The sequence below is a fragment of the Saccharibacillus sacchari DSM 19268 genome (assembly GCF_000585395.1).
GTDB lineage: Bacteria > Bacillota > Bacilli > Paenibacillales > Paenibacillaceae > Saccharibacillus > Saccharibacillus sacchari.
The window spans coordinates 1,295,546-1,321,238 of sequence record NZ_KK073875.1 but is presented as its reverse complement, the minus strand read 5'-3'; the positions used below and the strand labels follow the sequence as shown (position 1 = coordinate 1,321,238).

The following is a 25,693-nucleotide window of genomic DNA, read 5'->3' as shown; positions in this document are numbered from 1 at the left end:
TTATTCTGGAAAAAAACAGAGGGAGAGTGGCTTATGCGACATGCGGATAACTGGAGAATGGAGGAGAACGAGCGAGAGGGGCGCGGTTGGCAGGGCTCGGAAAAGGAAGAGCCGGAAATCGTGATCAAGTCGATCTTCGCGCCGTTTCTGCTTCCGTTCAAAATGATGTTTCTGTTGATGCGGCTGCTCTTTTTTGCGGGGGGATGGGGGATGGTGGTCACCGGATATTGCGCGGTGGCCGGATCGGCGATCGCGGGCGGAAGCGGCTTGTGGACGGGACTGACGAACCGCGAACAGGGGATGGGCGCGACGATGCTGGCGTTCGGCGGAGGTTTTTTCGCGTTGGGGATCATGATGTTGTTTCTGATCGGGGCGGGAGCCGCGGCAAGCGGCTTTATGCGGATGGCTTCCGGGCGTCCTCGCAAAACTGTTCCTCGGCTCTCCGGCATGGACGAAACATTGGGGACTCCTGCCCAAAAACCACGCCGCTTCGCTTGGACGCGTCTCAAACTGGCCTCCATTTTGCTTGCGGCCGGAGTGCTGGCGGGCGGCATAGGACTATTGGCCGGCGGGTTGGATCAGCTTGTTTTGCCCGACTTTCCTTTTTGGCATGGGGATGGAACGTCGTTTCGTTATGGCCCGGGTGATCAGCGGTGACGGCGGGGAGACTGGAGCGGCAGATCCGCTTTGCGGCTTGCTCGGCGGGATTTAACATTCTGATTGCGGTAGCGAAGCTGGCACTCGGATTGTTCGGAGCTTCGCTGCTGCTATGTTTATATGCGTTTTGCAATGCGGGGATGGCGACGGCCAAGCTTGCGGCGGTTCGGAGTCATCGCATGTACAACAAGGCCCGGCAGTCTGGGGAAGCGGAGTCAACGGATGAACAGTCAACAGACGAAGAGGAATGGTTGTGTTATTTGAACATGGGCTTGATTACGGGCGGTTCCAGTTTGATTTTTCTGCTGTATAGCATAGCGGTATGGCACTTCGATCATGCGCCTGCCTATTCGCTGAATGCGGCATTGCTGATCGCGGCCGTGTCTTTTACCGAGATCGGGGTGGCAGTGTTCGGAATGTTCGTCGCGGGCAAAGCGAAAAAACCTTTGGTAACGGCGATCAAGCTGACGAATCTGGCGTTCTCGCTGTTTACGTTGGCTTTGACGCAGACGGCATTGTTGTCGGTGGCGCAAGAACGCGATATGTCTACGTATAACGGATTGATCGGCGTTCTGCTCGGCGGCGTCTCTTTGCTGATCGGTCTGGGCATGGCGCTGAGGGCTTCTTATGCGCTGCGGTCTTTGGACGTCGAAAAAGAGGCAAATGCGGAAGGACCGGGAGCAGCAACTTCTGTTACGCACGTTGTTTTCGCCGGACATCCAAGCCCAGCCGCCTCGGTCGAACTTTCGCATACAGTCGAAGAAGGAGCTTGAGCGTAAGCGTAAACGGAGGAAAGGCGATTCGGGCGGCACAATGGGCGTGGGGGAGATTAAGGGATGGCCTTATGTAAAAAAAGGCGAAAAGAAAAGCCCGGTTTCCGTCTGCGAACAGACTGAACCGAACTTTTTTGAAAGTGTCGAGCTTGTTGGAGTATAACGATTAATTCTCGTGTCGATTACGGATTCGCCTTCACGAATTCCGCCGCTTTTACGCCCGCTTCGCGGCCGAAGATCACGATCTCCGCGACCGAGTTGCCGCCGATCCGGTTCTGGCCGTGCAGGCCGCCCGTGACTTCGCCGGCCGCATAGAGTCCAGGAATGGCTTCGCCTGTCGTATTCAGCACCTCGGTATTGTTGTTGATCTTCACGCCGCCCATCGTATAGTGGATGCCGGGACCGATCTTCACCGCGTAGTAAGGAGCGCCGGACAGATCGTGGTCCATGCCGGTTTCGCGGTTGAACGCAGCATCTTTTTTATCGGCTACGGATTCGTTCCAGGCGTCGAGGGTTCCTTTCAAGCCGTCCGCGGGCAGACCGATTTCTTCGGCCAATGCTTCGATCGTATCGCCGCTTTGCACCAGACCCATTTTGGCATATTGCTCGATTGCTTTGGCACGGGATTTGACGCCGGAATCGAAGATGAGGTACGATTCGCGGTTGTCCAGCTTCGTGATCGCCGCCGTTACGTTATCGCGGGTATCCATTTCGTTCACGAAACGATTGCCCGCTTTGTCGACGAGAATGCCGCCCTCGCCGCGAACGACTTCGCCGATCAAATACGATTTTTCCTGATTGACGGTCGGGTGAACCTGAATTTGGTCCATATCGACCGCCGTGCCGCCGAGCGCTTCGATCATGGTGATCCCGTCGCCCGTGCTGCCCGGTTGGTTCGTCGTTACATAACCTTCAAGATCGGGTCTGTACTGCTTGATCAGTTCCTGATTGGCGCCGAAGCCGCCTGTCGCCACGATAACGGCACTCGCAGAGATCGTTTTCTCTTCGCTGCCGTCGAATACGACTTTCACGCCATTAGCTTGTCCGTTTTCCTGAGTGATTTCTTTGACGTTAGCGTTCACGAACAACGGAATCCCTTGCTCCTGCACATCGGCAACCAGACCGCTGACGAGATATTGACCGACTGCGGAGCCGTCCGTCGGACGATGCGTCCGTTTTTCCTTCATGCCGCCCGTGATCGTGATATTGTCGAGCGTGATGCCCTGCGAATCCAACCAGTCGATCGCGCTTGCCGAGTTGTCGACGAAGTAACGAAGCATCTCCTGATTGTTCGTATCATGGCCGCCTTTCAGCGTTTCCTCGAAGAACAGATCATTGCTGTCCTCAATCCCTTGTTCCTTCTGGAATTTCGTTTCCGAAGCATTCATGCCGGAAGACGATTTGAGCGTGTTGCCGCCTGCGGCTTCCATCTTTTCGAAAATGACCGGGTTCATGCCCGCCGCTTTCGCTTCGAGCGCCGCCGTCATCCCCGCGCCGCCGCCGCCGATAATAACGATATCATAACGCTCCTGAAGCTGATCCAGCGGCGTATATCCGACCATTTCGGACGCCCCCGAAGTGGCTTCCGTCGCTTCTTCTTTTTCCTTATCGGCAGATTCCGTTCCCGCCGTCGAGTTATCCGCTGCCGTTCCTTCCGCTACCTTGGCGCTATCCGCTCCGGCCGCTTCTTGAGTCGTCCCCGCCGAACTGCCACACCCCGCGATCACCAGCATCACCGACAACGCCAACATCAGCAGAATCGTTAAAGTCTTATTCTTTCGTCCCATCATTCTTACCCCCTGAACCTCTCTTTTTCGAAAAGGCCAATCATCTTCCTTCTCGTCGGTCCGAGTATAGCATCGAAATTCGACATAGTTAGTGAATTTTTTCACTAAAATCTCATAAACAAGCCTCAAAGCAGGTTGTTTAAGTATTTAAAGACTTTTTAAACTTTTGAAAGCAAAAGAAAGTAGAGAGTTAAGTGATTTTTATATCAGAAAAAACAGGTTGACCACGCATAGGACCTGCCTACTTCCCCCACAAAAAACGATAGCCCAGCGAAGGGAGAAATTCAGTGAGAGACGCCTTTGAACCCGGAAAACTCCACTAAAAATTCAATTGACTTTTCCGGGTGAGACAGCGCCTCGAACGAATTTCTCCCGCAGCGCCACCCCGAGCAAAAGTGCTATCATAATAACAACCAGAAAGGAGTGTTCCCCCATGTACCACGACACAACCGCAACGCTGCAACTCGTCCAAAACGCCTACATATGCAAACCTGAAGCCATCCAAAAACTTTCCGAAATCCAAGCGCTGCATGCTTCCTCGTCCGACGACGCCGAAGTGGTCCTGATTCAGCCCAAACATGCTTTCCGTCAACCGGACGGCCGAATCCGCGTGCTGAACAAAGAAACGGAGTCCGGAGCCGAATCTTTGCTATGCGCCGATCTTTACCGCTGCTTTCCTTCGGGCGGATCTTCCTGGACGCATATCCCGATCCCGCCTTCCTTTGTCCCGAAGCGAATCGGGTATGAGGAAGACGAAGAAGGCGAAGACGGACGTTTCGTGTTCGAATCGGAAGAAGGGCGCATTGTCAAAGCGACGCAGCGCCAGATGGGCATGGCTTTCCGCGAGTTGGACATCCTGATGACGGGAGCGACGGAAGAGGAGATCGAGCAAGCTTTTTACGCCATGGAGCAAACGGTCGTGCCGCCGCCTCCCGTCAAGCGAACCGCTGCCGACAATCCGCCGATTCCGTGGAACGGCGGTACGTTGGTCTTCGAATCCGAGTATCAATGGTTCGGCGGAGAAACGCATCTCGAAGATCGCGCGGTTACGCTCAACCTGGAGTCGGCCGAAAGGGAGCGGGCGCTCGAACTTGTTCCCGCCTTGCAGAAACTAACGGAAGAACTAGCCTCGTTGGATCTGGCAGCCCGTCGTTATGCGGCCGAGCAGCTGCTGGAAGTTAAAAACGACTCTTGGCTGGACGAGAACGAAGAAGAATTGACGGAAGACGATTTTGCCGGACGGATGACGCTCGAATCGCTGACGTTGGATGAAGACGAAGAAATGACGTTATGGTACGAAGACGGCGATTTGTTCTGGGGACATTCGATCTGCGTTCGTCGAAGCGCTGACGGGGAATGGATGTCAGCAGAAATGATGGGGTAGACGGGATAGGTCTTAAGGTATGAAAAAAATCAAAACGAACCGTAAATGGGACTTTCGGTTCGTTTTTTCGTGCGCCAAAACGGTTACAAATAACGTAAGAGGCGCGATGATCGGGGAACGGAAAGAGCCGTCGCGGAGGGGAGACCGATATGTATAAAAGACTGATGGCAGCTTTGGGAATCATGGCTCTGCTCGGCGGCTGCGGGAATGCGACGGAAAACGCATCCGAACCGCAGGCTCAAACGGCGAAATCCGATACGGCGCAAACGTCGGACATGCGGGATTACGAAGGAGAAGGCGAAGCCTGGTCGGCGGAATATTCGATGTACGTACCCGAAGACGGAGGGCGTTTGCGGGCACGCTTGACCGCTTCGTACGAAGGTACCGGCCCGGCGCCGGTCGGCGAGGTGAAATATTCGTATTACGGCGTCGATATCGAATCGGGCAGCGGAGGCATGGTCGTGAAAAAAGCGCCGGAAAACGGCGTGTATTTGCTTCGCGATCTGGTCACGACGGAGTACAGACCCGACGATGCCGGCAGCGTGGAACTTTTGCTGATTTGGAACAACGGCAAACGCTCGGAAACGATCCGTTTGGAGCCTGCGGAAGGTTGAACGTAATCTTGCTTTTAGCGTTGACAAGGGACTCGCGGCATCGTCCGATTACATCGGCGGGCCGCTTTTTTCATTTTAACGCATTGAATTTCAGCTTATTTTCAGACTCGTTGCCTATACTGAACGTTGACCGAACGAATTTCCGCGAAGGAGCTGGACCATGCCGCAAGTGTTGAAAAAATCCTTTTACCTGATTCTGACCGTATTCTTCGGCTTGTTCGTCGTCTCGTCTTTCTTCGTCCGAGCCGAATATAATTATGCTGCTTACGGCGATAATCCGATACTGAATACCCAACAGCCGATCGTGCTCATTTTGCTGATGATCGTCTTATTTGCGCTGGCGCTGGTCGGGTATCGGTTTTGCCGCAAGCTGAATCGCTATCGCGCGACACTCGTCGTGCCGATTGTGCTGGGCGCATCGCTGCTGCTGCAGCTTGCGTTGATCTTCCTGCTGCCCAGACTGCCGACCGACGATTCGCAGACAGTATTGTCATTAGCGCTCGACATGCTGTACCGAAATGATTATTCGACGTTCGACGCGGGCGGATATTTGCATATGTTTCCGTTCAACTTTTCCACCGTGATTTACTTGAAGACGCTGCTGGCGATCTTTCCGGATAATTATGTGACGATCAAGGTTTTCAATATTCTGTTCTCGCTGCTGACGACTTTCATGATCTACCTGATCCATCGGGAGTTGGTCGGCCGGGAAAAAGGGAACGATTATGTCGTGCTGGCGTTGGCCGCGTTTTACGTGCCGTCGCTGCTTATGCCCAACCTCATCTACAACGACGTCATCGGCACGGCGCTGCTGACCTCGGCTATTTATTTCGTCATTCGGTTCGTAAAAACGAAACGGTTCCGCTATATCGTTTTCGCTGCCGTGCTGCTGGCGCTCGGCAACTATTTCCGGGGGATCGGCACGCTTATCCTGATTGCCTCGGCCATCTATATTTTGCTCGCGGTTCGAAAGATCGGCATTCGCCGAAGCCTGCTGTCGCTGTTGGTGCTGGGTGCATTATTCAACGTGCCGGCATGGACGCAAAATCTGTCGCTTCAAGCGACGGGAGCCACCGAAGAATCGGCATCCGCCAATTCCGCGCCCGTCTATATGTGGCTCAACATGGGCATTAATCTGGAACGCTTCGGATTCTGGGACAATATGGAGAGTTATCGGATTTACCAGAATGAAGCGGATTACGATAAAGCCGAGAGCGCCGAACTGTACAAAGCCTCGATTCGGGAAAAGCTATCGGAGGCGACTCCGGGTGAGCTGATCGGCATGTACTACAAAAAGCTGGTCTGGGTCTGGACGGAAGGCACCTACCAGATCGACCGCTACGGAATCGGGAATGCTTCGTCATCCGGCAGAAGCTTCGGCGCTTCGCCGATCTCCGGCAGCTACAGCTACGATACCTGGCTGACCAAGCTGTTCGAAGGCGATTCGGCCGCGCGTTCCGGTCTGTTATGGGTGCTGTACGCGTCCACGATCTCGATGTACGCGTTGGCGGCAGCGCGATTGCTGACAGGCATTCGCGCCCGGCGCTATGCGGAGGTGCTGCTCGTGCTCGTGCTGCTGGGCTTTATCGCGTTTTATCTGCTATGGGAGATCAAGTCCCGTTATCTGTATCCGGTCTACCCGCTGCTGCTTATTTTGTCGTACCTGGGCTTTAAGGACACGCTTGCGCTGCTGGCGAACACCGCATTCGGCAAACGTTTATCGCTGGATAAGGAGGAAGAGATCCATGGGTAAAAAAAGAATCGGAGCGTCGGCTTCCGTACTCGCGCTCTCCATGCTGCTTGCCGCCTGCGACGCGATTACCGCTCAAAACATTCCGAGCACGACGTCAACAGCTTTTAGAAACGGTTCGGGTCTTGGAGGCGCCAATGTTCAAATGGGGATGCCGGGCGGCGGCTTCGGCGGAAATACGGGAGGAATGCGCGAAGCGATTGACTCGGATCTAATCGGCAGAATAACGGCCGTAAACGGAGATACCGTGACATTGGAACTGCTGGAACGGGGGTCGACAGCTACCGGAGACGGGGCGCGGTCGCCGGGCGGAGCTGCTGACGGGCAAAGCGAATGGCTGGCGACAGGGGAAGAACAGCAACTTGTGTTGAGCAGAGACGTTGATATCTCCTCCGGCATGTCGAATCGATCCGGCGGCCGCCAAGGTGATAGAGACAGCGGATCGCGCGCCGGAACTTCACGGGAATCGACAAGAACGCCAGGCGAAGCCTCGGATACTGCGACTGACGGCGCTTCTGAACTGACAGCAGGTCAGATTGTTATGGTCTGGTATGCGGAAGGCACGAAAACCGTAGAACGCATTCGCGTGCTGGAATAGTACCCGATCAACTCGACGAAGCAGCCGAATTTGCCGCCGCGATCGCGGTTACGGTGGCGATCGTCGCGGCTTGCTGCGCAATCACCAGGTTGGTCAGCGCCGTAGACGCGGTCGAAGTGGAAAGGCCTTGGCGGGCTTCTCCTACACTGCGCGAGATATACAAGGACGAGATGAGCAGCAGCAACTCCCGATCCGTGACCGACCAAGCGCCGTAGCCTTTTTGCGTTCGGATATAGGCGATGTTTTCTTCGATCTCGTCCGCAATTACCCGCACGTCGATCGGCAGTAAAGCGAGCAAGCCGAGCGACGGCAGCGTAAAGTCCCGATCCATCCGGATTTTTCGCTGCTTGAACGCTTCGCGCAATTCGTGCAGACGAGCCGTCGCATGCCAATCCGCATCGCCGAGCACCAGCAGTTGAGTCAGGGACTGCAAACCGTTGCTGACGCGCAGTTCGGGCTTCAATTCGGCATAAAGCTGCTCCATATGCTTCAACGCCGGCTCCGGGTCAAGATTGGATAGACCGAGCATTGCGGCAAATACATAGTCGTCGTGGGAAGTCAGGAAGCGGTGATTTTCTTTCATGCCGTCGTAAAAGATTCGGGTTCGCCGAATGACCGCTTCGCGTTGTTCCGGCTTCGTATGCTGCGTGATTTCGTAGGCAGCCATGGCGAGATGATCCGAAGGCTTGAATTTATGTGCTTTCATTTGTTCGTAGGTGTTCAATGTATCATCCAGGCGATGCTGCGGATCATCCGCCAACGACAGCATGGCTGCGATCGCGACAGATAACGTGCCGCGGAATATCGAGAAGGCGCCTGTATTTTCTTTGATCATATCGTGGATGTTTCGGAGTGCCGAAGGATCGGCGGTCCGGTCTTCGGCGGCGTACAGCATGGCAGCAAGCCTTGAAATGCTTATGTTGTGCCAGGCGAACTCCTTTTTGACGGATTGCGTGTTGGTTGCTAATAATTGAAGTAGATTCAAGTCTGTCGGATTCATCACTGCACCCCTGTCTTCAAAATTCGTCGGAGAAAACTCCTTCTTCAAGTGTACCATATCCTCAGTTGGAAAAAGACGGATTCGAACAGTAGCGCAAGCGGCTTGGGCGGGTAATGGATAGAGGAGCCCGACCGGCGGGCATTGCATTCGGAGTACGGAACATTCGAAAGGGGAGATTGGAAATGAACGAGCAACAGTTGGAGCGGATGCGGACGGGGAAAGGATTCGTGGCAGCGCTCGATCAGAGCGGAGGCAGTACGCCGAAAGCGCTGCTGCAATACGGAGTCGCCGAAGACGCCTATACGGACGAGGAAGGCATGTTTACCGCGGTGCATACGATGCGGACGCGGATCATTCAAAGCCCGGCGTTCGATTCCAAGCATATTTTGGGCGCGATCCTGTTCGAAAACACGATGGACCGCGAAATCGACGGGAAATCGACCGCGGATTATCTGTGGGAAAACAAAGGCGTCGTTCCGTTTCTCAAAGTGGACAAAGGACTCGACGTACAGGAAAATGGCGTGCAGCTCATGAAACCGATGCCGGATCTGGATGCGCTTTTGGCGCGGGCCGCGGACAAGCGGATTTTCGGCACGAAAATGCGCTCCGTTATTCATGAAGCGAACGCGGAAGGAATCAAGCAGGTCGCGGATCAACAATTCGAAGTCGGCAAGCGAATCTTTGCAGCGGGACTGATCCCGATCATCGAGCCGGAGGTCAACATTTTGAGCGAAGATCGGGAAGAATCGGAACGGTTGTTGAAAGCGGAGCTTAACCGGCAGCTTGCTGCTCTTGACCCTGATGTCCGGGTGATGCTGAAACTATCGATTCCGGTTGAGGACGGCTTTTACAGCGAGCTGATGCAGGACCCGCATGTCGTGCGCGTCGTGGCTCTTTCAGGCGGATTTCCGCAGAAGGAAGCCAATGAGCATCTTGCGCGCAATCCCGGACTTATTGCCAGTTTCTCTCGGGCGTTGGCGGAAGGTCTGAGTTTCGGTCAAACCGAAGCCGACTTTAATGAAACATTGGCACGTTCCGTAGAGTCCATTTATAAGGCTTCAATCACCTAAGCGATAAAGGCGCTAAGTCATCGAAGAAGAATCAAACCGTATTTGCTTCCATGTTAGCATGAAGGCAAATACGGCTTTTTTGCTATCTTGAAAAAGAATAACAGGAATGGATTGAGCGCCTGATCGTATTCGATTATGATGGAATGAAGCAAGAGAGCGAGCAAGTATCGGGAAAAGAAACGGAGGGAGATCATATGAAGGAGATCGACCCTGGAGTCGCTGCCGTCAATGCTTATATTGCGGATTTTTCAGAAGAGGTACAGCGCAGACTTTCGGAGCTGCGCCGTATCATTCGGGAAGAAGTTCCGGAGGCGGGAGAGAAGATCAGTTACGGCATGCCTACGTTCACCTTGCATGGTAATCTGGTCCATTTTGGCGGCTTCAAAGGGCATATCGGTTTTTATCCGACGCCAAGCGGGATTGATGCCTTCGCGAAGGAGCTTGCTGTCTATAAGAATGCGAAGGGATCTGTCCAATTTCCGTTCGATCAGCCGCTGCCCGAAGAACTCATCAGACGAATGGTTCGACTGCGCGTAGAAGAAAGCCTTGCCGCAGCCGAATTGAAAAAGAATAAGAAGGGAAAGCCGAAGGCATAATCCTTTATGCAAGTCGACGAAGCTCGGATCGGAATCAAGCAAATAGTCCCTTGTCAACACTAAAGGTAGGAATACGCTCTCCTGAGAATTCGTACTTGACCCATGTACGAATTCTCCGACGGAATCGTACCTAAAGCGTGTGCGTTTCAGGAAAACGTAAACCTGTGATTAAGAGTTGAAAGGGTAATAGGTTAAAGCGGCCGTGTTTTTTCCGTTTTTGACGGAAGAAATACGGTCTTTGTCATGAGTGGAGGATTAAAGCGAAATCGCTGAAAACCGCACAATTTACTCGTAAAAAATTGAATTTAAAAGAATTTAAACATCCGAAGTCGAAAATACAGGAAAAATCGCGAAAAAAGTAGAAAATTTTGGCTAAATGAAAGATGACGCTTTCCTGCTTTTGGTTTATAATGGGCTTATGTACCTAAAATCACTATATCCTTAGACTCATGGAGGCTTAATATGAAACCGATGAAGGAACAGCGTGAAGACTTGATTCGGGTTACGTCCAAGACGCTGTTCTCGCTGCTGCACTCCGTCATCGATGCGAACACCTTTTTTATGGCTTATAACAACGGCAGGCAAAATACGATTCTGAGTGTCTCGAACCGCGACGAAGAGCTGGTTCAAGAAGGAAGCGTGCTGCCTTATTCGATATCTTATTGTAGTTTGGTCGGCGAGGAAGACGGTCCCGTTATGATCGAAGACACGACCTGCTCGCCGCTGACGCGGGAAATGCCGATCACTTCGGACCTTGGCAAAGCGAGTTTTCTCGGCGTACCGATCCATCTGAAAAACGGCGACTTGTACGGAACGATCTGCGCGCTTGATCGGGATCATGCTTTTACCGGTGAAGATGCTGAGAGGTTGCTGCATGTCGCGTCCGTCGTATCGGGTCTGATCCAATTGGAGGAGACGACTTATTTCGACGATCTGACCGGGTTTTTACGTTATAGCGCGCTCGAATCGTTATATGAACGCGAACTGGCCGATCTGCCGACGGCAGTGATCTTTATGGATCTGGACAATTTCAAGGAAGTTAACGACGGTTACGGTCACACGACCGGCGACCGGGTGCTTCAGTCTCTTGCGAAATCGATCCGCAAAGCGGCCGGGGACGACTGGCTGTTATGCCGTTACGGAGGCGACGAGTTCGTGATCGTGTTACCGACCGACGACTCCCAGCGCGTGCAGCAGGCGGTTGACCGCCTGGTTCGGGAATTTCGGGAACAAGAACTGCCTTTGGCCGACGAAGAGGAACCGCCGACGCTGTCGATCGGCGTCTGCCTGGAAGCCGATTCGCTGCGCGAATACATCGAACGGGCGGATACCGCGATGTACCGGATCAAAAAAGGCGGCAAAGCCGGCGTAAGCATTTTCCGGATCGAAGACCAGCAGGCCGAATTGGATATGCGCCAAGCGCTGCAAGGCGGCGAGTTGGAGTTGCATTTTCAACCGATCGTCGAAGGGGAGTTCGGGCGCGCGCTGGCTTACGAAGCGCTGCTTCGTTGGAATCATCCGACGCGCGGGAGCGTATCTCCCGTTGAAGCGATCGAAGCGGCTGAAGAAGCCGGTCTGATCGAACAGGTAGATCTATGGGTGCTGCGTGAAGCCTGCATGGCGCAGCATGTGCTGCGTCCCGCTGAACGCATTCATGTCAATATTACGGTCAAGTCGCTGCGCGATCCGTATTTCGTCGAACAAGCGATGAACGTGTTCGCGGAGACCGGCTGTTCGCCCGGCAAAATCGAGATCGAGCTGAACGAAACGACGCAGCGTCTGGACGCTTCGCATATTTTGCCCCAATTGCTTCAGCTTCGTGAATTGGGCGTAACCTTCTCGCTCGACGACCTCGGCAGCCAATCCTCTTCGGGAATCGGCCTGCTGCAAGAACTTCCGATCACGACGTTGAAGATCGACCGGATTCTATCGCAAAATGCGCAAAGCAATCGGATAAGCCGAGCCATGATTCGCGGCGTGGTCGCCATGGCGAAGGAATTGGATTTGTCCGTTATCGCCGAAGGCGTCGAGACGGACGAACAGCATCACTTATTGCTGACGCTCGGTTGCATTCACATGCAGGGCTATTATTTTTCGCGGCCCAAGCCGCTGAGCCAGCTTCGTTCGGAGTCGATGCGAATGAAACGAGCGGTATGTGCCAGATAAGCACGACAAAACGGGATCTTCGCATACGCGAAGGTCCCGTTTTTATGTTGCGGCCTTTTATCGAAGTGCGGAAATATCCGTTGCTTTAAGACTTCGGCACGGAAGTCAGATCGACCGTCTCGTTGAGACCCGGTTCGGACTTCGGATCGGAGCCTTTGCCGACTGCCTTTTTCAGCAGATGGGAGATCATTTTCACGGCGCTGCCGCTTTCCCAATATTCGGCCGTTTCCGCGGTTACTCGGATCAGCACGAGATTCGGATCATCGTAAGGCGTATCGAGAATCTTCTCGTACATTTTGTTCCATAGCACCTTTTTGCGCGCGTCGTCTTCGACGAATTCGGCGCGTCCGCTGATCGAGACGTACGACTTGCCCGCATAGGCCAGATTGACGCGAGGGTCTTTGAGAATTTCATCGTATTTCGCCGTGTCCTTTTTCGTCAAAAACCACAGATCGCCGTCGAATTCGATATGTTGGGTTTTCATCGGCCGCGATACGAGACCCGCGTCGGTCACGGTAGTCAGCATCGCCGTTTCGATATCTTCGATCAGATCGCGTACGGTTTCGACCGCTTTTGGATCGGAGGTCGTGGCATGTTCGCGCAAGTTGGACATGATGAATCGCTCCTTTCCCGAAATCGGGGTTTGCTTTTTCCTTAAACGTCTTGGTCCGCGAATAAACTTGGTTTCAGGCGAAAGTTCGGATAAACCCGGATAAAGTGACGCTTTTTCGAAAAAATAAAGGCGGCGTAAAATACCCGAAACATGCTCGTTTAAATCGGGAGCGCCGAGGTTACATAAAAGACGAGAACAAGACGGAACACCCAATTCGTATACCTGAGGAGGACTTTCAACATGAGCGACATTTACAAGATGCAGGACCCGACGACCCAGTTTACGAAAGCCGGACCCGAATTCGAACAACAACAAGAAGGCCCGGGCCTTCAGAAAGATATGACGCCGATCCCCGATTCGGGCGAAACCAGTTACGTCGGCAAGGAACGTCTCGTCGGCCGCAAAGCGGTCGTAACCGGAGCGGATAGCGGCATCGGCCGCGCCGCGGCGATCGCCTATGCGAGAGAAGGCGCCGACGTCGTGCTGTCGTACCTTCCGGAAGAAGAAGCGGACGCGCAGGAAGTCGTGAAGCTGATCGAAGCCGAAGGCCGCAAAGCGGTAGCGTTGCCGGGGGACGTGAAGGACGAAAGCTACTGCGTGAACCTGATCGAGACGGCGGTGAAGGAACTCGGCGGCATCGACATTCTGGCGATCGTGGCGGGCAAGCAGCAGTTCCGCGAAAGCATCGACGAGATTTCGACGGAGCAGTTTGACGAGACGTTCAAAACGAACGTGTACGCGATGTTCTGGCTGTGCAAAGCGGCGATCAAGCATATGAAGCCGGGCAGCTCGATCATTAACACGTCGTCGATCCAAGCTTACAGCCCGTCGGAAATCCTGCTTGATTACGCGACGACCAAAGCCGCGATCAACACGTTCAGCAAAGCGCTGGCGCAGCAGGTCGGTCCGAAAGGCATCCGCGTGAACGTGGTCGCGCCGGGTCCGGTCTGGACGCCGCTGCAAGTCGCGGGCGGTCAACCGCCGGACGCGCTGCCTGAGTTCGGTTCACAAACGCCGCTCGGCCGTCCGGGACAACCGGTCGAAATGGCGCCGGCGTACGTGTTCCTGGCGAGCCAGGAGTCCAGTTACGTGACGGGCGAGACGCTGAATGCGAACGGCGGTATGGTGTCTCCGTAAGCAGGTTACGACAAAACTGATTAGCATATGACTCTATACGCCCTCAAGACGAACACCGGACAATTCCTGCGGGAAATCGGTGTAGGCTTGAGGGCGTTTGGTTAAAGTTCGTACATAAGGAGATGAGGAAGCGATGAAACGAATAGGACTGCTGGCTGGTGCATTTTTGCTGTCAGTAACCGGATGCGGATCGGAAGAAGCTTCATTCGAACCCAATGTTTTTTCGGAAAAGGATATGTGCGTCGTAAAAGCGGAGAATTCGAAATCGCGGATTTGTTACGGAGACAGCCGGGAAGAAGCAGAAGCTGTCGCAGGGAATGCGGGCGAAGAAGTTACTCCGAATCACGTTTCTTACGAGAAAGGGATCCGAGTGTTCTACAGAAACGATCAAGTCGCCGCTATCGAATTGCTGGAAGGATCGGCAGAGCAGTACCGGACGGCGCGCGGCGCCAAAGTCGGCATGCCCCGGGAGGAAATGATCCAGTTGTACGGAGATCAGCATATGGATTCGCCCGGTTCAGGATTTCTGGATTACTTCTACGATTCGGAAAATAAAAAGCTGCTGACCGATCCGATGAAGGATTTGCCGCCGGGAAGCCAAGAAGACGCCGAGAAGATTCACCTTGTCTCTACCAAACTCGATGCAGACGAACATGCCGAGTATATGATGATTATGGATCGGAGATGGGCGATGTACATGGATTGAAGGGGAAAGCTGATCAGGATCGCTTCCCGGCAAACAGGGTGCGATCCTTTTTTCTATAAGAGTTCGATCAACTTATCAATGTCATCCACGTCCAAATCCCGCGCTTTGATGCCGACGAATGTCTTGAACGCCTGTTCGAACGGTTCGACTGCATGAATTAACCCGGTTGCCGTATTGATGTTTCGATGCAGCCCGTAAGACAGAAATTCCCGGGTAGCCGCGCCGAATAATTTGCCGCGTTCATGGGTCTTATTAAGCTTATAGGTCCATTTATAAAGGTTCAGAAAAATTTCTTCAGAGTCCGGCAAAGGATCCTCGCCAAACGTTTCCGCAGCGGTATCCGGATTCCATATTTTTTGAACCTCTTCATCATCGTACAAGTCACTCAGCAGTACCAGTGGAATCAGGCGTCGCTTCAGCGCAACCAACTCTTCCTCGTCGCCGTCTTCGATATCTTGAGTCGCATCCATCGCTTTTTCTCCGAAATACAAGCAGGATTCACGCAACCGGTCCCTAAGATAAGGCCGAAGAGCAAACTCCGCGATAAACAAAATGATCATATAAAGCGCGGGCCGATCTTCTTTGACTGTCTCCGGTTCCAGAAAGTGCATCTTATAGTCGCTATACTCTACACCGGTCAGCTCGGCCGCGTCTTCAAAATTAAACGGTACGTCCTGTACCAGATTATCCAGTAGTAATAGACGAAGGTTATGACTTTTGACCAGCGTAAACAGCGAAGCGATCTTTACAACGGCAGCCCATTTGCGCTTCTCCAGAGCCGGATCGAACTCTTCGTCCTCCTCGCGATCGTCGTTCACGGAGGCTGTTACATGCGAGATGCATGCCGTGGCGTATTCCAGATAATGCGTATTCCATTCGGTTTCGTACAATTCCAGATCCCGTTCAATATTCAGATCGCTTGCCATGTCGTTCAAGACGCTTCGAAAATAAGCATGTTGTTCGCGCAGGCGCTCCCGCCGATTATCTTTGGCTACATCTTGATGATGCGGACGAAGCAGCCAATCCTGTCGGACGAACCGGGTGAAAAAGCGATAACCGGAGCCGTGACGGCGGCCGATTTCGCTCCATTTCCACTGCAATCTGGCATCTCGATCGGGCGTTGTCGGTCCGATATCGAACTCCAGCGGCATCGGTTCCGCACAGAGGCGCTTAACGGCGTCTTCTTTTTGCTGTTCGCTCAATTCGGAAGAAGACGGAAACGCGCCGGCTCCGATCCCTTGATCGTTCAAATATAAAATGGAGTTCTCGAAAGCCTCCAGCCAGGCCCGCGGGTCCATGAACTGATTCTTTTCCAACAGTTCGCCGAGTTCATGACCGAGCAGCGTATGATCGGCATACTGGATCATCAAATCTTGCTCTCGTACGGTCAAGTGCGAAAATTCCTCGTACAACTGACGCAATGCATGGATTTTAACCTCGTGCTCGACCAGCTCCGTATCCAACCCAAGGTACAAACAGGCGTCCCGCAGCGGCTGTCCTACATCTGTCGCCCTCAGAATAGCTTCAAGGCTCCACTCCTTATAAATTTCCATGAATTCAAATTGAAAATCGCAAGTATCGATCATGAACTTATGTAAAGCTCGACTTCTCCCCATCGCTGTAAAGCTCCTTTGCTTAAGTCATATAGGTCTAATTGTGAACAATATGTGTCTTTCTTTTGGCAAGCGATGTTAAGCCTTGATGAATATGTGTCTGTTTTGTGTCCGCTGTGTACGGGAAATGAAATTTTTCGCGCGGAAACGGCTTTTGCATCCCGGAAACCTTCTTGCAAAATCAAATCTCTTTTTCAAGACCCCCAAAATACCCATGCTAAACTCGATTCAAGCCGGAAAGGAAAGTGAATAGTGACGATCGTCACGGTTGGCAGAGGATTTCGTCCGTGGGTAAAATTTCCTTCTTATTCTATGATGAGGAAAGACACAAAGTAAAGTAGGCGGTGAGGGGGATTTCTGGTTCGAAAGATGCACATTTGGGAGAAAAAATACGCAAGCTCAGAAAACAGCAGCATATGACGCAGGAAAAACTAGCGGAAAAAGCGGAGATCGATACTTCGTACTTGGGACAGATCGAACGAGGAGTCAGGCAGTCTCCAAGCGTCTTTATCGTCGCGAAAATTGCAGGAGCACTTGGCATCGGCGAAGGGGAACTGCTGGAAAAACGTAAAGGAGATCCTTCTGACTTCGACGAGGGAGATATTCCCGAGAAAATCGCCGAAGAATTAAAAAAACTGACTCCTCGCGAACAGCAGATGTACGATAAGATTTTTCGAATGCTGCTGGAATTGTCGGAGCTTGGAAGATCTAAGTGAGAAGTACACCAAAGAAAAGGAATGTGATAAAGGTGACTACGGTATTAGGGTTATTGATTATGTTTTGCGCTGTAGCGATTTTGATTGGACTTATAAAGCCTTCGGCAGTAATTCGTTGGGGAAATCCTGAGAAAAGGAAACGTGGAAAAGTTCTGTTGACTTACGGAGCGGCTTTGATTGTATTAATTATCGTAATTGGCACAACAACGGAAAATCAGACAACAGACAGCAAAGCTGTGACTACACAGCGAAATGACGCAAAGAAACTTGAGGAACCTGCAGAACCCGCTGAGCCAGTAGAAGAGGTGGAAGAAATTGCGATAGAAGATGCTGAACCAGCTGAGGCTCCAACAGATGAACGGCTGACGCCGGAGTGGAACATGGAAGAACCCGATGCACTGGAGAACGGAAACCTTTACTTGGCGGTCGATTTAGTAAATGCGCTTGGTACTATACCTGACGGAGAAACTGTTCCGGCGCAAGAGGTGCTCAAGACACCTTGGAATTATTACGGGAGAGCGCTTATTTTTACAGGTACGGTTGAAGATGTTCAGGATTTCCCGCCCGGCAGCGAAGATTACCAAGCGGGACGCCAATCCGATGTAGTCATAACAGCGAACGACGGAACGACAACAGTCGAATTTTTTATTATGGTACCCAGTGGCGGAATTCAAGTTGGTCAGACCGTGACGATGACCGGATACCCGATCGGACGCACGGAAGTCGAAAATACGTTGGGTGGAAGCTATACGCATCTGATTGTCGTCACGAACAAAGCTAACTGAATAAGATAACAAAATAATATTTATAAATCGGAGGGAAGAGGATTGGAAAAGAAACAGAATGTACGACGATTTACAGGATGGAGTCAAAAGGTTATAGCGCTCGGTATTATTGTAATGCTAAGCGTAAGCGCAATGCCAGAATTGGGTTGGGCCGCAGCAACTCCTAAAAGTATTATTTTGAAGATTGATCATAGTGGAATGTTCGTGGATGATGCTGAATATTCGACGTTAATTGATCCGTCGACTTACGCCGCGCCTACCGTGATCGACAATCGTGTTTACCTGCCTGTCTCCAATATCATTCGGGAATTTGGGGGTTCCGTACAATGGGCCGCATCAGAGAAGAAGATTACGATAAACCTCGATAAAAATAAAGTCGTGATGTACTTGAATCGTCGGGTCGGATTTGTGAATGGCAGCAAAGTGACTTTCGATGCCGCTCCTAAAACGATTGATGGAAGAACAATGGTACCTCTTCGAGTTGTCAGCGAGAATCTGGGCCTGAAGCTTGTATGGGATAAAAACAATCAGGTCATTGCTTTGTATCATGGGAAATTCAGCAGCATTCCAAGCGATTACAGTGAGTATTTCATTCCGGTTGGTGACGAAAACGATAAGCCTTCCGCTCCTTCAGACAACGGATCACCTTCAAATAACAAACCGATCGATCAGAACGGCAAGGCTGTCCGGGCAGGAGATCGAGTGTCGGTAGGATTCTTTTACGGAGAGGTGAAGCAGGTAAGCGGCGGAAGGATTCTGGTTTACTGGGATAGTAAAAATGAATTGTTTATATCTGATGAAGATGTGTCGTTTTGGGCACTGGCTTCAGGAGTACGTTATAAAGCAAGTAGTTGGATCGATGCGGATCAGGTGACGGTAGAACGATGATGAAATTGTAAAATAAAACATCAAAAGTCGAGTTTTATCTTGATCGCCTTGCATAAAGGCAGTAGATAAACGCGGCTTTTTTTGTAGAAGCGAGAAAGTGAAATATTGAAAACTTCATTATTCAAGTTAGCAGCACGGCATGATATAGTTAGAAAACGGAATCATTAGTTGGATAAATTTTTTTTGGAAATAATGATCATAATTACCTAAAATTATTTGATAAATTAACTATAGTAGAAAGAAGGGAGTTCTTTGAAAGATATCGCGTTGATCCTTGCTGGAGGCGGAGGAAAGGGCGCTTATCATATCGGAGTCTGGAAGGCGTTGCGAGAATTCGGAATAGACAGAAATATATCGGCAACGGCCGGCACCTCTGTAGGTGCATTGAATGCGGCTCTATTCATGCAAGGCGATTACGAAGTCGCAGAGCAAGTATGGCGATCCATTACGCATGACAAGCTTTTGAATCTGAGTCCTAAGAAAGTTCTTTCCATGCTGACCGGGATAGGTTTAAGAGGCTTTTTTCCTCAAGCCCATCTTGTTCGTGTAGCCTTAAACATTTCGCAGCATGGTATTTTCTCACGGGAAGGCCTACAAAAAATTATGGCGGATTCTCTTGATAAAGATCGTGTCGCTTACTCCCGCATGGGCGGATATGCTGCTTGCTGCCGTTTACCGCTGCTCAAAGCCGAATATTTCAAACTAAATGATTGTGATCCTCGGCGATTGGAGTCGATACTGTTCGCTTCTTCCGCGCTGCCCCTCATTTATGGAGCTGAAGAAATCGACGGAGAGAAATATATCGACGGTGGTCTAAGGGATAATCTTCCTATCCGGCCGCTATATGAAGAAGGTTATCGACAGATAATTCTTGTTCATTTAAATAGAGAAACTGTTGTCGACCGTTCTAAATTCCCTGATGCAAATCTCATCGAAATCATGCCGCGCAACCACCAAGGAGGGCTGTTTGACGGGACTCTCGATTTTTCGCCAAGCGGAGCGGAACGAAGAATAAATGAAGGGTACACGGACACCGTTCATATCTTCAAGCCGATTTATGAGATGGGGAAGGTGCAGCAGCAGTTCCAGTCAGGAATACGGCATATGGCGAAGAGTGAGGAGGCCTTTGCGGAGCGTCGTATGAGTTTACGTGGGGAACGTGAGCAGTTGCAGCAGGAGATGCAGGATTTAATGAATTTGTAGGAGGAATTAGTAATGACGTTGGTTCTTCAGCCTAAGTCGTCGGAATGGCTCTCCGCGGAAGAGAAAGACAATATTGAACAATCGATAACTCGATTGATCGGCAGCCATCGGGACAATCGTGCCGAGATCAATAAGTTAACGATGGAGAGCGTAACTTGCTTGGCAGTTAGCGAATCAAGAGCAGGAGAATTAGCTGGACAAGGATTCTTTAAAAGATTGATCGGTAATTTGTCAGGTAAAAATAGCAAGCTTCGTGCCGATATCGATCGTAACGTCGCGTACTCCCAGTATGCTGCACAGCAGACAATTCAGAAACTTGCTGAGCAAAATCTGTTTACGTTCGATCTGGTTACGGCCGTTAACAACAAGCTTAATGTATTGGCTGTAGAAACAGATGAAGAAATCAACCGGCTTTATGCTGCTTTAAATCTCTTTTTCAAAAAAACGCGCTCTGATATGCTGCAGGCGGAAGCCAGATTGGATAAGCTCGAACGCAACGTGAATCTGCTGCATTGGAATGCTACGATCGAGTATCGGATGTTTGGGGAACGCGAATATTCCGAATTGAACGACATCGAAAAGTTGATATGCGTGACCAATGATTTCTATACCATTGCCGCTGAAAAATGGAGCACGCCGGATTTGATGCTGCTCAAATCGACGCTTGCGGAAATCGGTTTGAATTCAAAGCAAAAGATTGCTTATAAAGATTTCTTTGCGGAATTAATCCGAGATTCAAGATTGGTTGACCGACTCTTTGAACATATCGATCTGACTGTGCTGCCGCAGGTAGAAGTGATCGAAGCTTCGATTGTCAAAGCGCTTGAAAAAGCTTCTAAATTGAATGACGAAGAAAAATACGTCTATGAGACGATCGCCGAACAGATGGAACTGGCGAATATAGAGATTGTACCGCATGAACTAAAATTATCGATCATCAAACAATATTTGAAGCAACATGCAAATATGCTATCCGATCGCGAGGTTCAGGTATACGATTTTGTGTTGGAATTGCTGGTGAACCTTCAAATCGTCTCTGGCACGAGGAGCATCGACTTTGAACCTGTTGTGCCTAGCCAAGCTCCGCAAAGTGTGGAAAAGTTTGTTTTAAAAACTGGGGACTTCGTGGAATTCGGAAGTTATGAAGGCAATCGGCTGAAATGGCGAATCATTCATGAGGAAGAAGAAAGTCTTCTTTTGTTTTATGAAGGGGTTGTAAAGCAAAGTAGCTTTGAACAGAGAGACTGGCAAGAATCATCAATAAGAAAATTTTTGAATACTACGCATCTATTTCTAAAGCATTTTAAGATTCAGGAGAGAGATCTCATTATTCAAGTTACTCTCGAAAGTGCTGCTTGTAACGCATGGCTCAGTAGTCCTGTGGATTGTAAGTATGAAGAAGATATAATGAAATGTTGTTCGAATTATTCTGATTTGAGAAAAAATACAACTCAGGATGAAATTTTCCTTCTTTCTATGCCTGAGATTGTTAAGTATTGCTCAAGAAAACCTCAATATCTTCATACTGAAAATGAAAAAATTGATTTCTATTGGCTAAGGGATTCTTCCGCTAGGGGACGGAATACTTTATTAGGTGATGGGAACATCCGAGGCGTACGCTACGACGGGAGAATCAGCCAAGACAATTATTTAAAATCAAACGGAGTAAGGCCTGCTTTATATTTGAAAAGAACGAGTGCATTAAGCGGCGAAGGGAGTTTGCAAAGCCCATTTAAATTATGTATTCAGGAATAAAATCAGATGAATGATAGTAAAGAAAACATAAATGAAGAGACTACGAACAGCCACAATGAAAGCATTGAACTTGGTCGTTTTAAAACTATTCTTTCTTTTTAATACTTAAATGTTGTAAAGCTCGTCTGATTCGTGCACTTGAGCCGGATAGACGAGCTTTTCAGACGTTGCTTACAACACCTTCACCATAAACAAACTATTCGCATCCACTCCATAATCCCCAAACGGCCCGCACTCCTCAAATCCATGCTTCTCATACAATCTCCGCGCAGGCACGAAAGCATCCATCGATCCCGTCTCCAAACTAATCCGCTCATACCCGCGCCCGCGTGCTTCTTCGATAATATGAACCAACAGCTTCTCCGCCACGCCTTTGCGCAGATGCTTGCTGTCCGTCTTCATCGACTTCAGCTCCGCATGCTTCGGGTCCAGCTCCTTGATCGCGCCGCAGCCGAGCAATTCCCCGTTCTCCCACAATGTCCAGAACGTAATCTCCGGCTTGCGCAGCTTATCCAGATCCAGCGCGTGAATACTCTCCGGCGGCGAGTGCAGCGTCATGCTATGGAGATGATCCTCCAGCAGCGCGGCAATTTCAGGCCCTTGCAGATCGTCAATTCTAATTTGCATAATCGTACACTCCTTTGAAGAAATGAATAAAGCCAAGTGCTTGCTCTATTCATAATGTAACTCGAAGCGTTTCGAAAAACAATCGAAAACCTAACATGATTGATGGTTTTATACTGAAATCGATATTTTCTTATAGGTTAATGATAGATTATATAACACAATAGTCTGAAATGCACCTTTTTTTGAACTCCTATGAAATTCAATTTCACTCTTCCGCGTCTCTGAAATCAAATTGCGCACTTGCCTGCCAATCGCTGTTCAAATCGCTCTACGACGGCCTTTCCCGTAGTACCATAAGGTCAAATCAGGCAAAGGAGTGATCGGCAATGTTGAATATCGCAATCGTCGGGTTCGGAAACGCGGTAGTGAATTACCATCTGCCTTACCTGGAGAAAAAGGAAAATATCAAAGTGAAAACGATCTTTCGCCGCGAAGAGGATCGGGTGGGTGACACGGAGCGCGAAGCCTACTATCCGGAAATCCTGTTTTCAACAGACTTCGACGACGTGCTGCATGATGAAGCCGTCGAATTGATCGTCGTCGCCACGCATGTGGACAGCCATCTCCATTATGCGAAGCTGGCGCTGGAGCACGGTAAGCATGTGTTGGTGGAGAAGCCTTTTGCCGCCACTTCGAAGGAAGCGCAAGAAATTTTCGACCTTGCCAAGCAGAAAAACCTGATCGCCATGGCGAACCAGAATCGCAGATACGACGGCGACTTCCTGACGTTGAAAAAGGTGATCGAAAGCGGAAAGCTGGGCCATATCGTGGAAATCCAATCGCACTACGATTACTTTTATCCTCACTATCCGGCAAAAGATTTCGGGCTGCTGCATGGTCTGGCTGTGCATACGATCGACCAATTGGTCTCTTTGTACGGTCCGGCAGACTCGGTTCACTACGACGTTCGCAGTCTAGTCTCGCCCGGGAAATCCGACGACTATATCGATATCGACTTCCGCTACGGCCGAATGAAAGCCACGATCAAGTGCAGCATGATGGTCAAGATCGAGCATCCGAAATTCGTGGTGCACGGCGACCGGGGAAGTTTTGTGAAAATGAGCAGCGGCCATCAATCTAAAAACGGAGAAGGGCGCACCACAGTAGATATCAAGCCCGAACCGGACAGCAACTGGGGAACGTTAAGTTATATCGACGACGCAGGCAACACGCAAACGGAGAAAGTCCCTTCCGAAGCGACGGATTACGGGCTTTTATACGAAGAGTTGCTGCGGGCGATCCGGGGCGAAGGCGACAAACCAGTTCAAGACGAAGAAGTACTGTATGTATTGGACGTGTTAAGCAACGGAATCGAAGCGGCTAAACAAGCCCACGAAGGAGCGAACCAATCATGAATATCGCGACAATAGGCACAGGCTCGATCGTAGATGCCATTTTGGCGGCGATCGGCGAGTTGGAAGACGTAACGTGCACCGCCATGTACTCCCGGAAAAAAGAAACGGCCCAGCTGCTCGCGAGCAAATACGGAGTCGGCACTATTTACACGGATTTAGATTCGTTGTTTGCGGACCCGAGCATCGACTTGGTCTACATCGCTTCACCCAATAGCCTGCATTACGAACAATCGTACCAAGCTTTGCAGCACGGCAAACATGTCGTCTGTGAAAAGCCGTTTACGTCAACGAAGCAAGAAGCGGAGAAGTTGATCGCGCTAGCAAAAGAAAATAACCTGTTCTTATTCGAGGCCATCTCCAATATCCATCTGCCGAACATGAAGATCGTACAGGAACAGCTGCATAAGCTGGGCCCGATCAAAATGATCCAATGCAACTACAGCCAATACTCGCGCAAATACAACGACCTGTTGGTCGGCGAGACGCCGAACGTGTTCAACCCGAACTTCTCCGGCGGCGCGCTGATGGACATCAATATCTATAATCTGCATTTGGTCATGAACCTGTTCGGCAGCCCGGATTCGGTAGCGTATACCGCCAACCAGCATACGAACGGCATCGACACATCCGGCGTACTCGTGCTCAAATATCCGGAATTCATTACCGAGTGCGTAGGCGCCAAAGACACGACCGGCATGAACTTCGTTCTGATCCAAGGGGAAAAAGGCTATCTTCAGATCGTAGGCGGCGCGAACGGCTGCAAAGAGGTCGTGCTTCAACTCGGACAAGAGCCTGCCGAAACCTTAAATGCACAGACAGAGGCTAATTGGTTATTTTACGAATGGGAAGCTTTTAGAGATATGATTGCTAAGGCAGACCACAATCGATGCTACGAACTGCTGGACCATAGCCAATCCGTCATGAATGTGCTTGTACAAGCGCGCCAAAACGCCGGCATCGTGTTTGCGGCGGATCAGCGCTCCTGATTGTTACGATCTCGGCTACCGATCGCAAGCGCCGGGTTGAAAAATACGCTGAAATCAGCTTTAGTAAGCATCCGTAATACTACTCATATATAAAATATCGAACAGATACAGCACGGAAACCATCGACGACATTTTGCTTAGCCGCAATTGTTCGTTATAGCCGTGCGTAAGCAAGGTTTCCGTACAAGAACGCGACAACGTCGAATCATTGGAACCTGTCACCGCAACCACATTCATATTCTTATCGTTCAGCATGCGTACGACTTCGACCATCGAGCGATTCTCGCCCGTATGGGAAATGACAAAAGAAAGCGTCGCACTGCCCGGTTTCATGGTCAGCAAATAATGTCGATTAGCATCATTGTGCGCAATGGCAGAAATCCCGAGCTCATTCCATTTGGTACACGCCTGCTGCGCCAAATAATAGTTCATATCGCTGCCATAGATATCGATACGCGTAGAATTTTTCACCCACTCCGCAATCCGCACCAACTTCGAAGCGTTCAGCGTACTTCGTGTATCATTCAAAGCTTGCTGATACAAATACGGAACCGACTCGATCGCGGCCAACACGTCTCCCCGTTCGGCCTCAACCGTATGATCCGACTGCAACGCCGAAGTCTTCTGCCTATAATCCAGCGCAAGCTTAAGCTGAAAGTCCGGGTACCCCCGGGTGCCCAGCTTTTTGCATAACCGCACGATCGTCGAAGCACTCGTAAACGTTTGCTGACCCAGTTCATGCGCGGTAGAATGAAAGACAACTTCGGGATCTTTTAAAATATAATCTACAATATGCTTCTCTTGCGTCGTCAAATTAGAGGTGTATTTTAATTTTTGCAATAAATTGAACTCCATATTTCAATCCTTTCCTTCCCAACCCAATATTATTAAAAGATGTCTTGCATCTCAACATG

Annotated in this window: 24 protein-coding genes; 18 read left to right on the top strand and 6 right to left on the bottom strand. The window is 50.6% G+C overall.

Annotation, left to right across the window (positions count from 1 at the left end; translation table 11 throughout):
* Positions 1–33 precede the first annotated feature (33 nt).
* Positions 34–657 carry a hypothetical protein gene (locus SACSAC_RS05810; protein WP_037284447.1) on the top strand — a complete coding sequence of 208 codons (624 nt, stop codon included), beginning with the start codon at positions 34–36 and terminating at the stop codon, positions 655–657.
* A complete protein-coding gene (locus SACSAC_RS05805; RefSeq protein ID WP_037284443.1) occupies positions 654–1,430 on the top strand; it encodes a hypothetical protein in 777 nt (258 codons plus the stop codon). The genes SACSAC_RS05810 and SACSAC_RS05805 overlap by 4 nt, the downstream gene beginning before the upstream one ends.
* A gap of 182 nt (positions 1,431–1,612) precedes the next feature.
* Here the strand turns inward: SACSAC_RS05805 and SACSAC_RS05800 are convergent, their stop codons facing one another.
* Positions 1,613–3,220 carry a flavocytochrome c gene (locus tag SACSAC_RS05800; RefSeq protein WP_245608586.1) on the bottom strand — a complete coding sequence of 536 codons (1,608 nt, stop codon included), beginning with the start codon at positions 3,218–3,220 and terminating at the stop codon, positions 1,613–1,615.
* A gap of 430 nt (positions 3,221–3,650) precedes the next feature.
* Here SACSAC_RS05800 and SACSAC_RS26845 point away from each other — a divergent pair, with 430 nt between their 5' ends.
* The 4 genes from SACSAC_RS26845 to SACSAC_RS05780 all read left to right on the top strand — a co-directional run bounded on the left by SACSAC_RS26845 (position 3,651) and on the right by SACSAC_RS05780 (position 7,563).
* The gene (locus SACSAC_RS26845; RefSeq protein ID WP_051506897.1) at positions 3,651–4,601 is read left to right on the top strand and encodes a DUF2262 domain-containing protein; all 951 of its coding nucleotides are present in this window, start codon (positions 3,651–3,653) and stop codon (positions 4,599–4,601) included.
* Positions 4,602–4,750: 149 nt separating this feature from the next.
* Positions 4,751–5,215, top strand: coding sequence for a hypothetical protein (locus tag SACSAC_RS05790; protein ID WP_037284439.1), 465 nt, complete (start codon positions 4,751–4,753; stop codon positions 5,213–5,215).
* A gap of 160 nt (positions 5,216–5,375) precedes the next feature.
* Positions 5,376–6,968: a glycosyltransferase family 39 protein gene (locus SACSAC_RS05785; RefSeq protein ID WP_037284436.1), complete on the top strand. Its 1,593-nt coding sequence runs from the start codon at positions 5,376–5,378 to the stop codon at positions 6,966–6,968.
* Positions 6,961–7,563 (top strand): hypothetical protein, encoded by a 603-nt coding sequence (locus SACSAC_RS05780; RefSeq protein ID WP_037284434.1) that lies wholly within the window; start codon positions 6,961–6,963, stop codon positions 7,561–7,563. Before SACSAC_RS05785 ends, SACSAC_RS05780 begins: the two co-directional genes overlap by 8 nt.
* Positions 7,564–7,570: 7 nt before the next feature.
* On the opposite strand, the gene SACSAC_RS05775 is transcribed toward SACSAC_RS05780, so the two are convergent.
* Positions 7,571–8,563 (bottom strand): DUF4003 family protein, encoded by a 993-nt coding sequence (locus SACSAC_RS05775; RefSeq protein ID WP_037284431.1) that lies wholly within the window; start codon positions 8,561–8,563, stop codon positions 7,571–7,573.
* A 182-nt stretch (positions 8,564–8,745) separates the two neighbouring features.
* Between SACSAC_RS05775 and SACSAC_RS05770 the strand changes: the two genes are divergently transcribed.
* The 3 genes from SACSAC_RS05770 (at position 8,746) to SACSAC_RS05760 (ending at position 12,395) form a co-directional block, all read left to right on the top strand.
* The gene (locus tag SACSAC_RS05770) at positions 8,746–9,633 is read left to right on the top strand and encodes a fructose bisphosphate aldolase (RefSeq protein ID WP_037284428.1); all 888 of its coding nucleotides are present in this window, start codon (positions 8,746–8,748) and stop codon (positions 9,631–9,633) included.
* 194 nt (positions 9,634–9,827) lie between these two features.
* Positions 9,828–10,229, top strand: a complete 402-nt coding sequence (locus SACSAC_RS05765; protein ID WP_037292143.1) for an iron chaperone — start codon at positions 9,828–9,830, stop codon at positions 10,227–10,229.
* A 462-nt stretch (positions 10,230–10,691) separates the two neighbouring features.
* On the top strand, positions 10,692–12,395 hold the full coding sequence (locus SACSAC_RS05760) for a bifunctional diguanylate cyclase/phosphodiesterase (protein ID WP_037284425.1): 1,704 nt from the start codon (positions 10,692–10,694) through the stop codon (positions 12,393–12,395).
* 85 nt (positions 12,396–12,480) lie between these two features.
* Here the strand turns inward: SACSAC_RS05760 and SACSAC_RS05755 are convergent, their stop codons facing one another.
* Positions 12,481–13,008: a pyridoxamine 5'-phosphate oxidase family protein gene (locus SACSAC_RS05755; RefSeq protein WP_037284422.1), complete on the bottom strand. Its 528-nt coding sequence runs from the start codon at positions 13,006–13,008 to the stop codon at positions 12,481–12,483.
* Between the two features lie 240 nt (positions 13,009–13,248).
* Between SACSAC_RS05755 and SACSAC_RS05750 the strand changes: the two genes are divergently transcribed.
* Together SACSAC_RS05750 and SACSAC_RS05745 are read left to right on the top strand one after the other, a co-directional pair.
* Positions 13,249–14,145 (top strand): SDR family oxidoreductase, encoded by an 897-nt coding sequence (locus SACSAC_RS05750; RefSeq protein ID WP_037284419.1) that lies wholly within the window; start codon positions 13,249–13,251, stop codon positions 14,143–14,145.
* A 133-nt stretch (positions 14,146–14,278) separates the two neighbouring features.
* Positions 14,279–14,851 carry a hypothetical protein gene (locus SACSAC_RS05745; protein WP_037284415.1) on the top strand — a complete coding sequence of 191 codons (573 nt, stop codon included), beginning with the start codon at positions 14,279–14,281 and terminating at the stop codon, positions 14,849–14,851.
* A 53-nt stretch (positions 14,852–14,904) separates the two neighbouring features.
* Here the strand turns inward: SACSAC_RS05745 and SACSAC_RS05740 are convergent, their stop codons facing one another.
* Entirely contained in the window at positions 14,905–16,467 is a 1,563-nt protein-coding gene (locus SACSAC_RS05740) for a hypothetical protein (protein WP_037284412.1), read from the bottom strand.
* Between the two features lie 341 nt (positions 16,468–16,808).
* On the opposite strand from SACSAC_RS05740, the gene SACSAC_RS27495 reads away from it, so the two are divergent.
* The 5 genes from SACSAC_RS27495 to SACSAC_RS05715 all read left to right on the top strand — a co-directional run bounded on the left by SACSAC_RS27495 (position 16,809) and on the right by SACSAC_RS05715 (position 21,811).
* Positions 16,809–17,180, top strand: a complete 372-nt coding sequence (locus SACSAC_RS27495; protein WP_281175753.1) for a helix-turn-helix domain-containing protein — start codon at positions 16,809–16,811, stop codon at positions 17,178–17,180.
* Between the two features lie 32 nt (positions 17,181–17,212).
* Positions 17,213–17,965 (top strand): hypothetical protein, encoded by a 753-nt coding sequence (locus SACSAC_RS05730; RefSeq protein ID WP_037284409.1) that lies wholly within the window; start codon positions 17,213–17,215, stop codon positions 17,963–17,965.
* A gap of 42 nt (positions 17,966–18,007) precedes the next feature.
* Entirely contained in the window at positions 18,008–18,853 is an 846-nt protein-coding gene (locus SACSAC_RS05725; RefSeq protein ID WP_037284406.1) for a stalk domain-containing protein, read from the top strand.
* 252 nt (positions 18,854–19,105) lie between these two features.
* Positions 19,106–20,056 carry a patatin-like phospholipase family protein gene (locus tag SACSAC_RS05720; protein ID WP_037284403.1) on the top strand — a complete coding sequence of 317 codons (951 nt, stop codon included), beginning with the start codon at positions 19,106–19,108 and terminating at the stop codon, positions 20,054–20,056.
* A 12-nt stretch (positions 20,057–20,068) separates the two neighbouring features.
* Entirely contained in the window at positions 20,069–21,811 is a 1,743-nt protein-coding gene (locus tag SACSAC_RS05715; RefSeq protein WP_037284398.1) for a DUF6273 domain-containing protein, read from the top strand.
* 171 nt (positions 21,812–21,982) lie between these two features.
* Here the strand turns inward: SACSAC_RS05715 and SACSAC_RS05710 are convergent, their stop codons facing one another.
* The gene (locus SACSAC_RS05710; protein WP_037284396.1) at positions 21,983–22,438 is read right to left on the bottom strand and encodes a GNAT family N-acetyltransferase; all 456 of its coding nucleotides are present in this window, start codon (positions 22,436–22,438) and stop codon (positions 21,983–21,985) included.
* Positions 22,439–22,764: 326 nt separating this feature from the next.
* On the opposite strand from SACSAC_RS05710, the gene SACSAC_RS05705 reads away from it, so the two are divergent.
* Together SACSAC_RS05705 and SACSAC_RS05700 are read left to right on the top strand one after the other, a co-directional pair.
* A complete protein-coding gene (locus SACSAC_RS05705) occupies positions 22,765–23,793 on the top strand; it encodes a Gfo/Idh/MocA family oxidoreductase (RefSeq protein ID WP_037284393.1) in 1,029 nt (342 codons plus the stop codon).
* Positions 23,790–24,779: a Gfo/Idh/MocA family protein gene (locus SACSAC_RS05700; protein WP_037284390.1), complete on the top strand. Its 990-nt coding sequence runs from the start codon at positions 23,790–23,792 to the stop codon at positions 24,777–24,779. Before SACSAC_RS05705 ends, SACSAC_RS05700 begins: the two co-directional genes overlap by 4 nt.
* 60 nt (positions 24,780–24,839) lie before the next feature.
* On the opposite strand, the gene SACSAC_RS05695 is transcribed toward SACSAC_RS05700, so the two are convergent.
* Entirely contained in the window at positions 24,840–25,619 is a 780-nt protein-coding gene (locus SACSAC_RS05695; RefSeq protein WP_245608585.1) for a MurR/RpiR family transcriptional regulator, read from the bottom strand.
* Positions 25,620–25,693 lie beyond the last annotated feature (74 nt).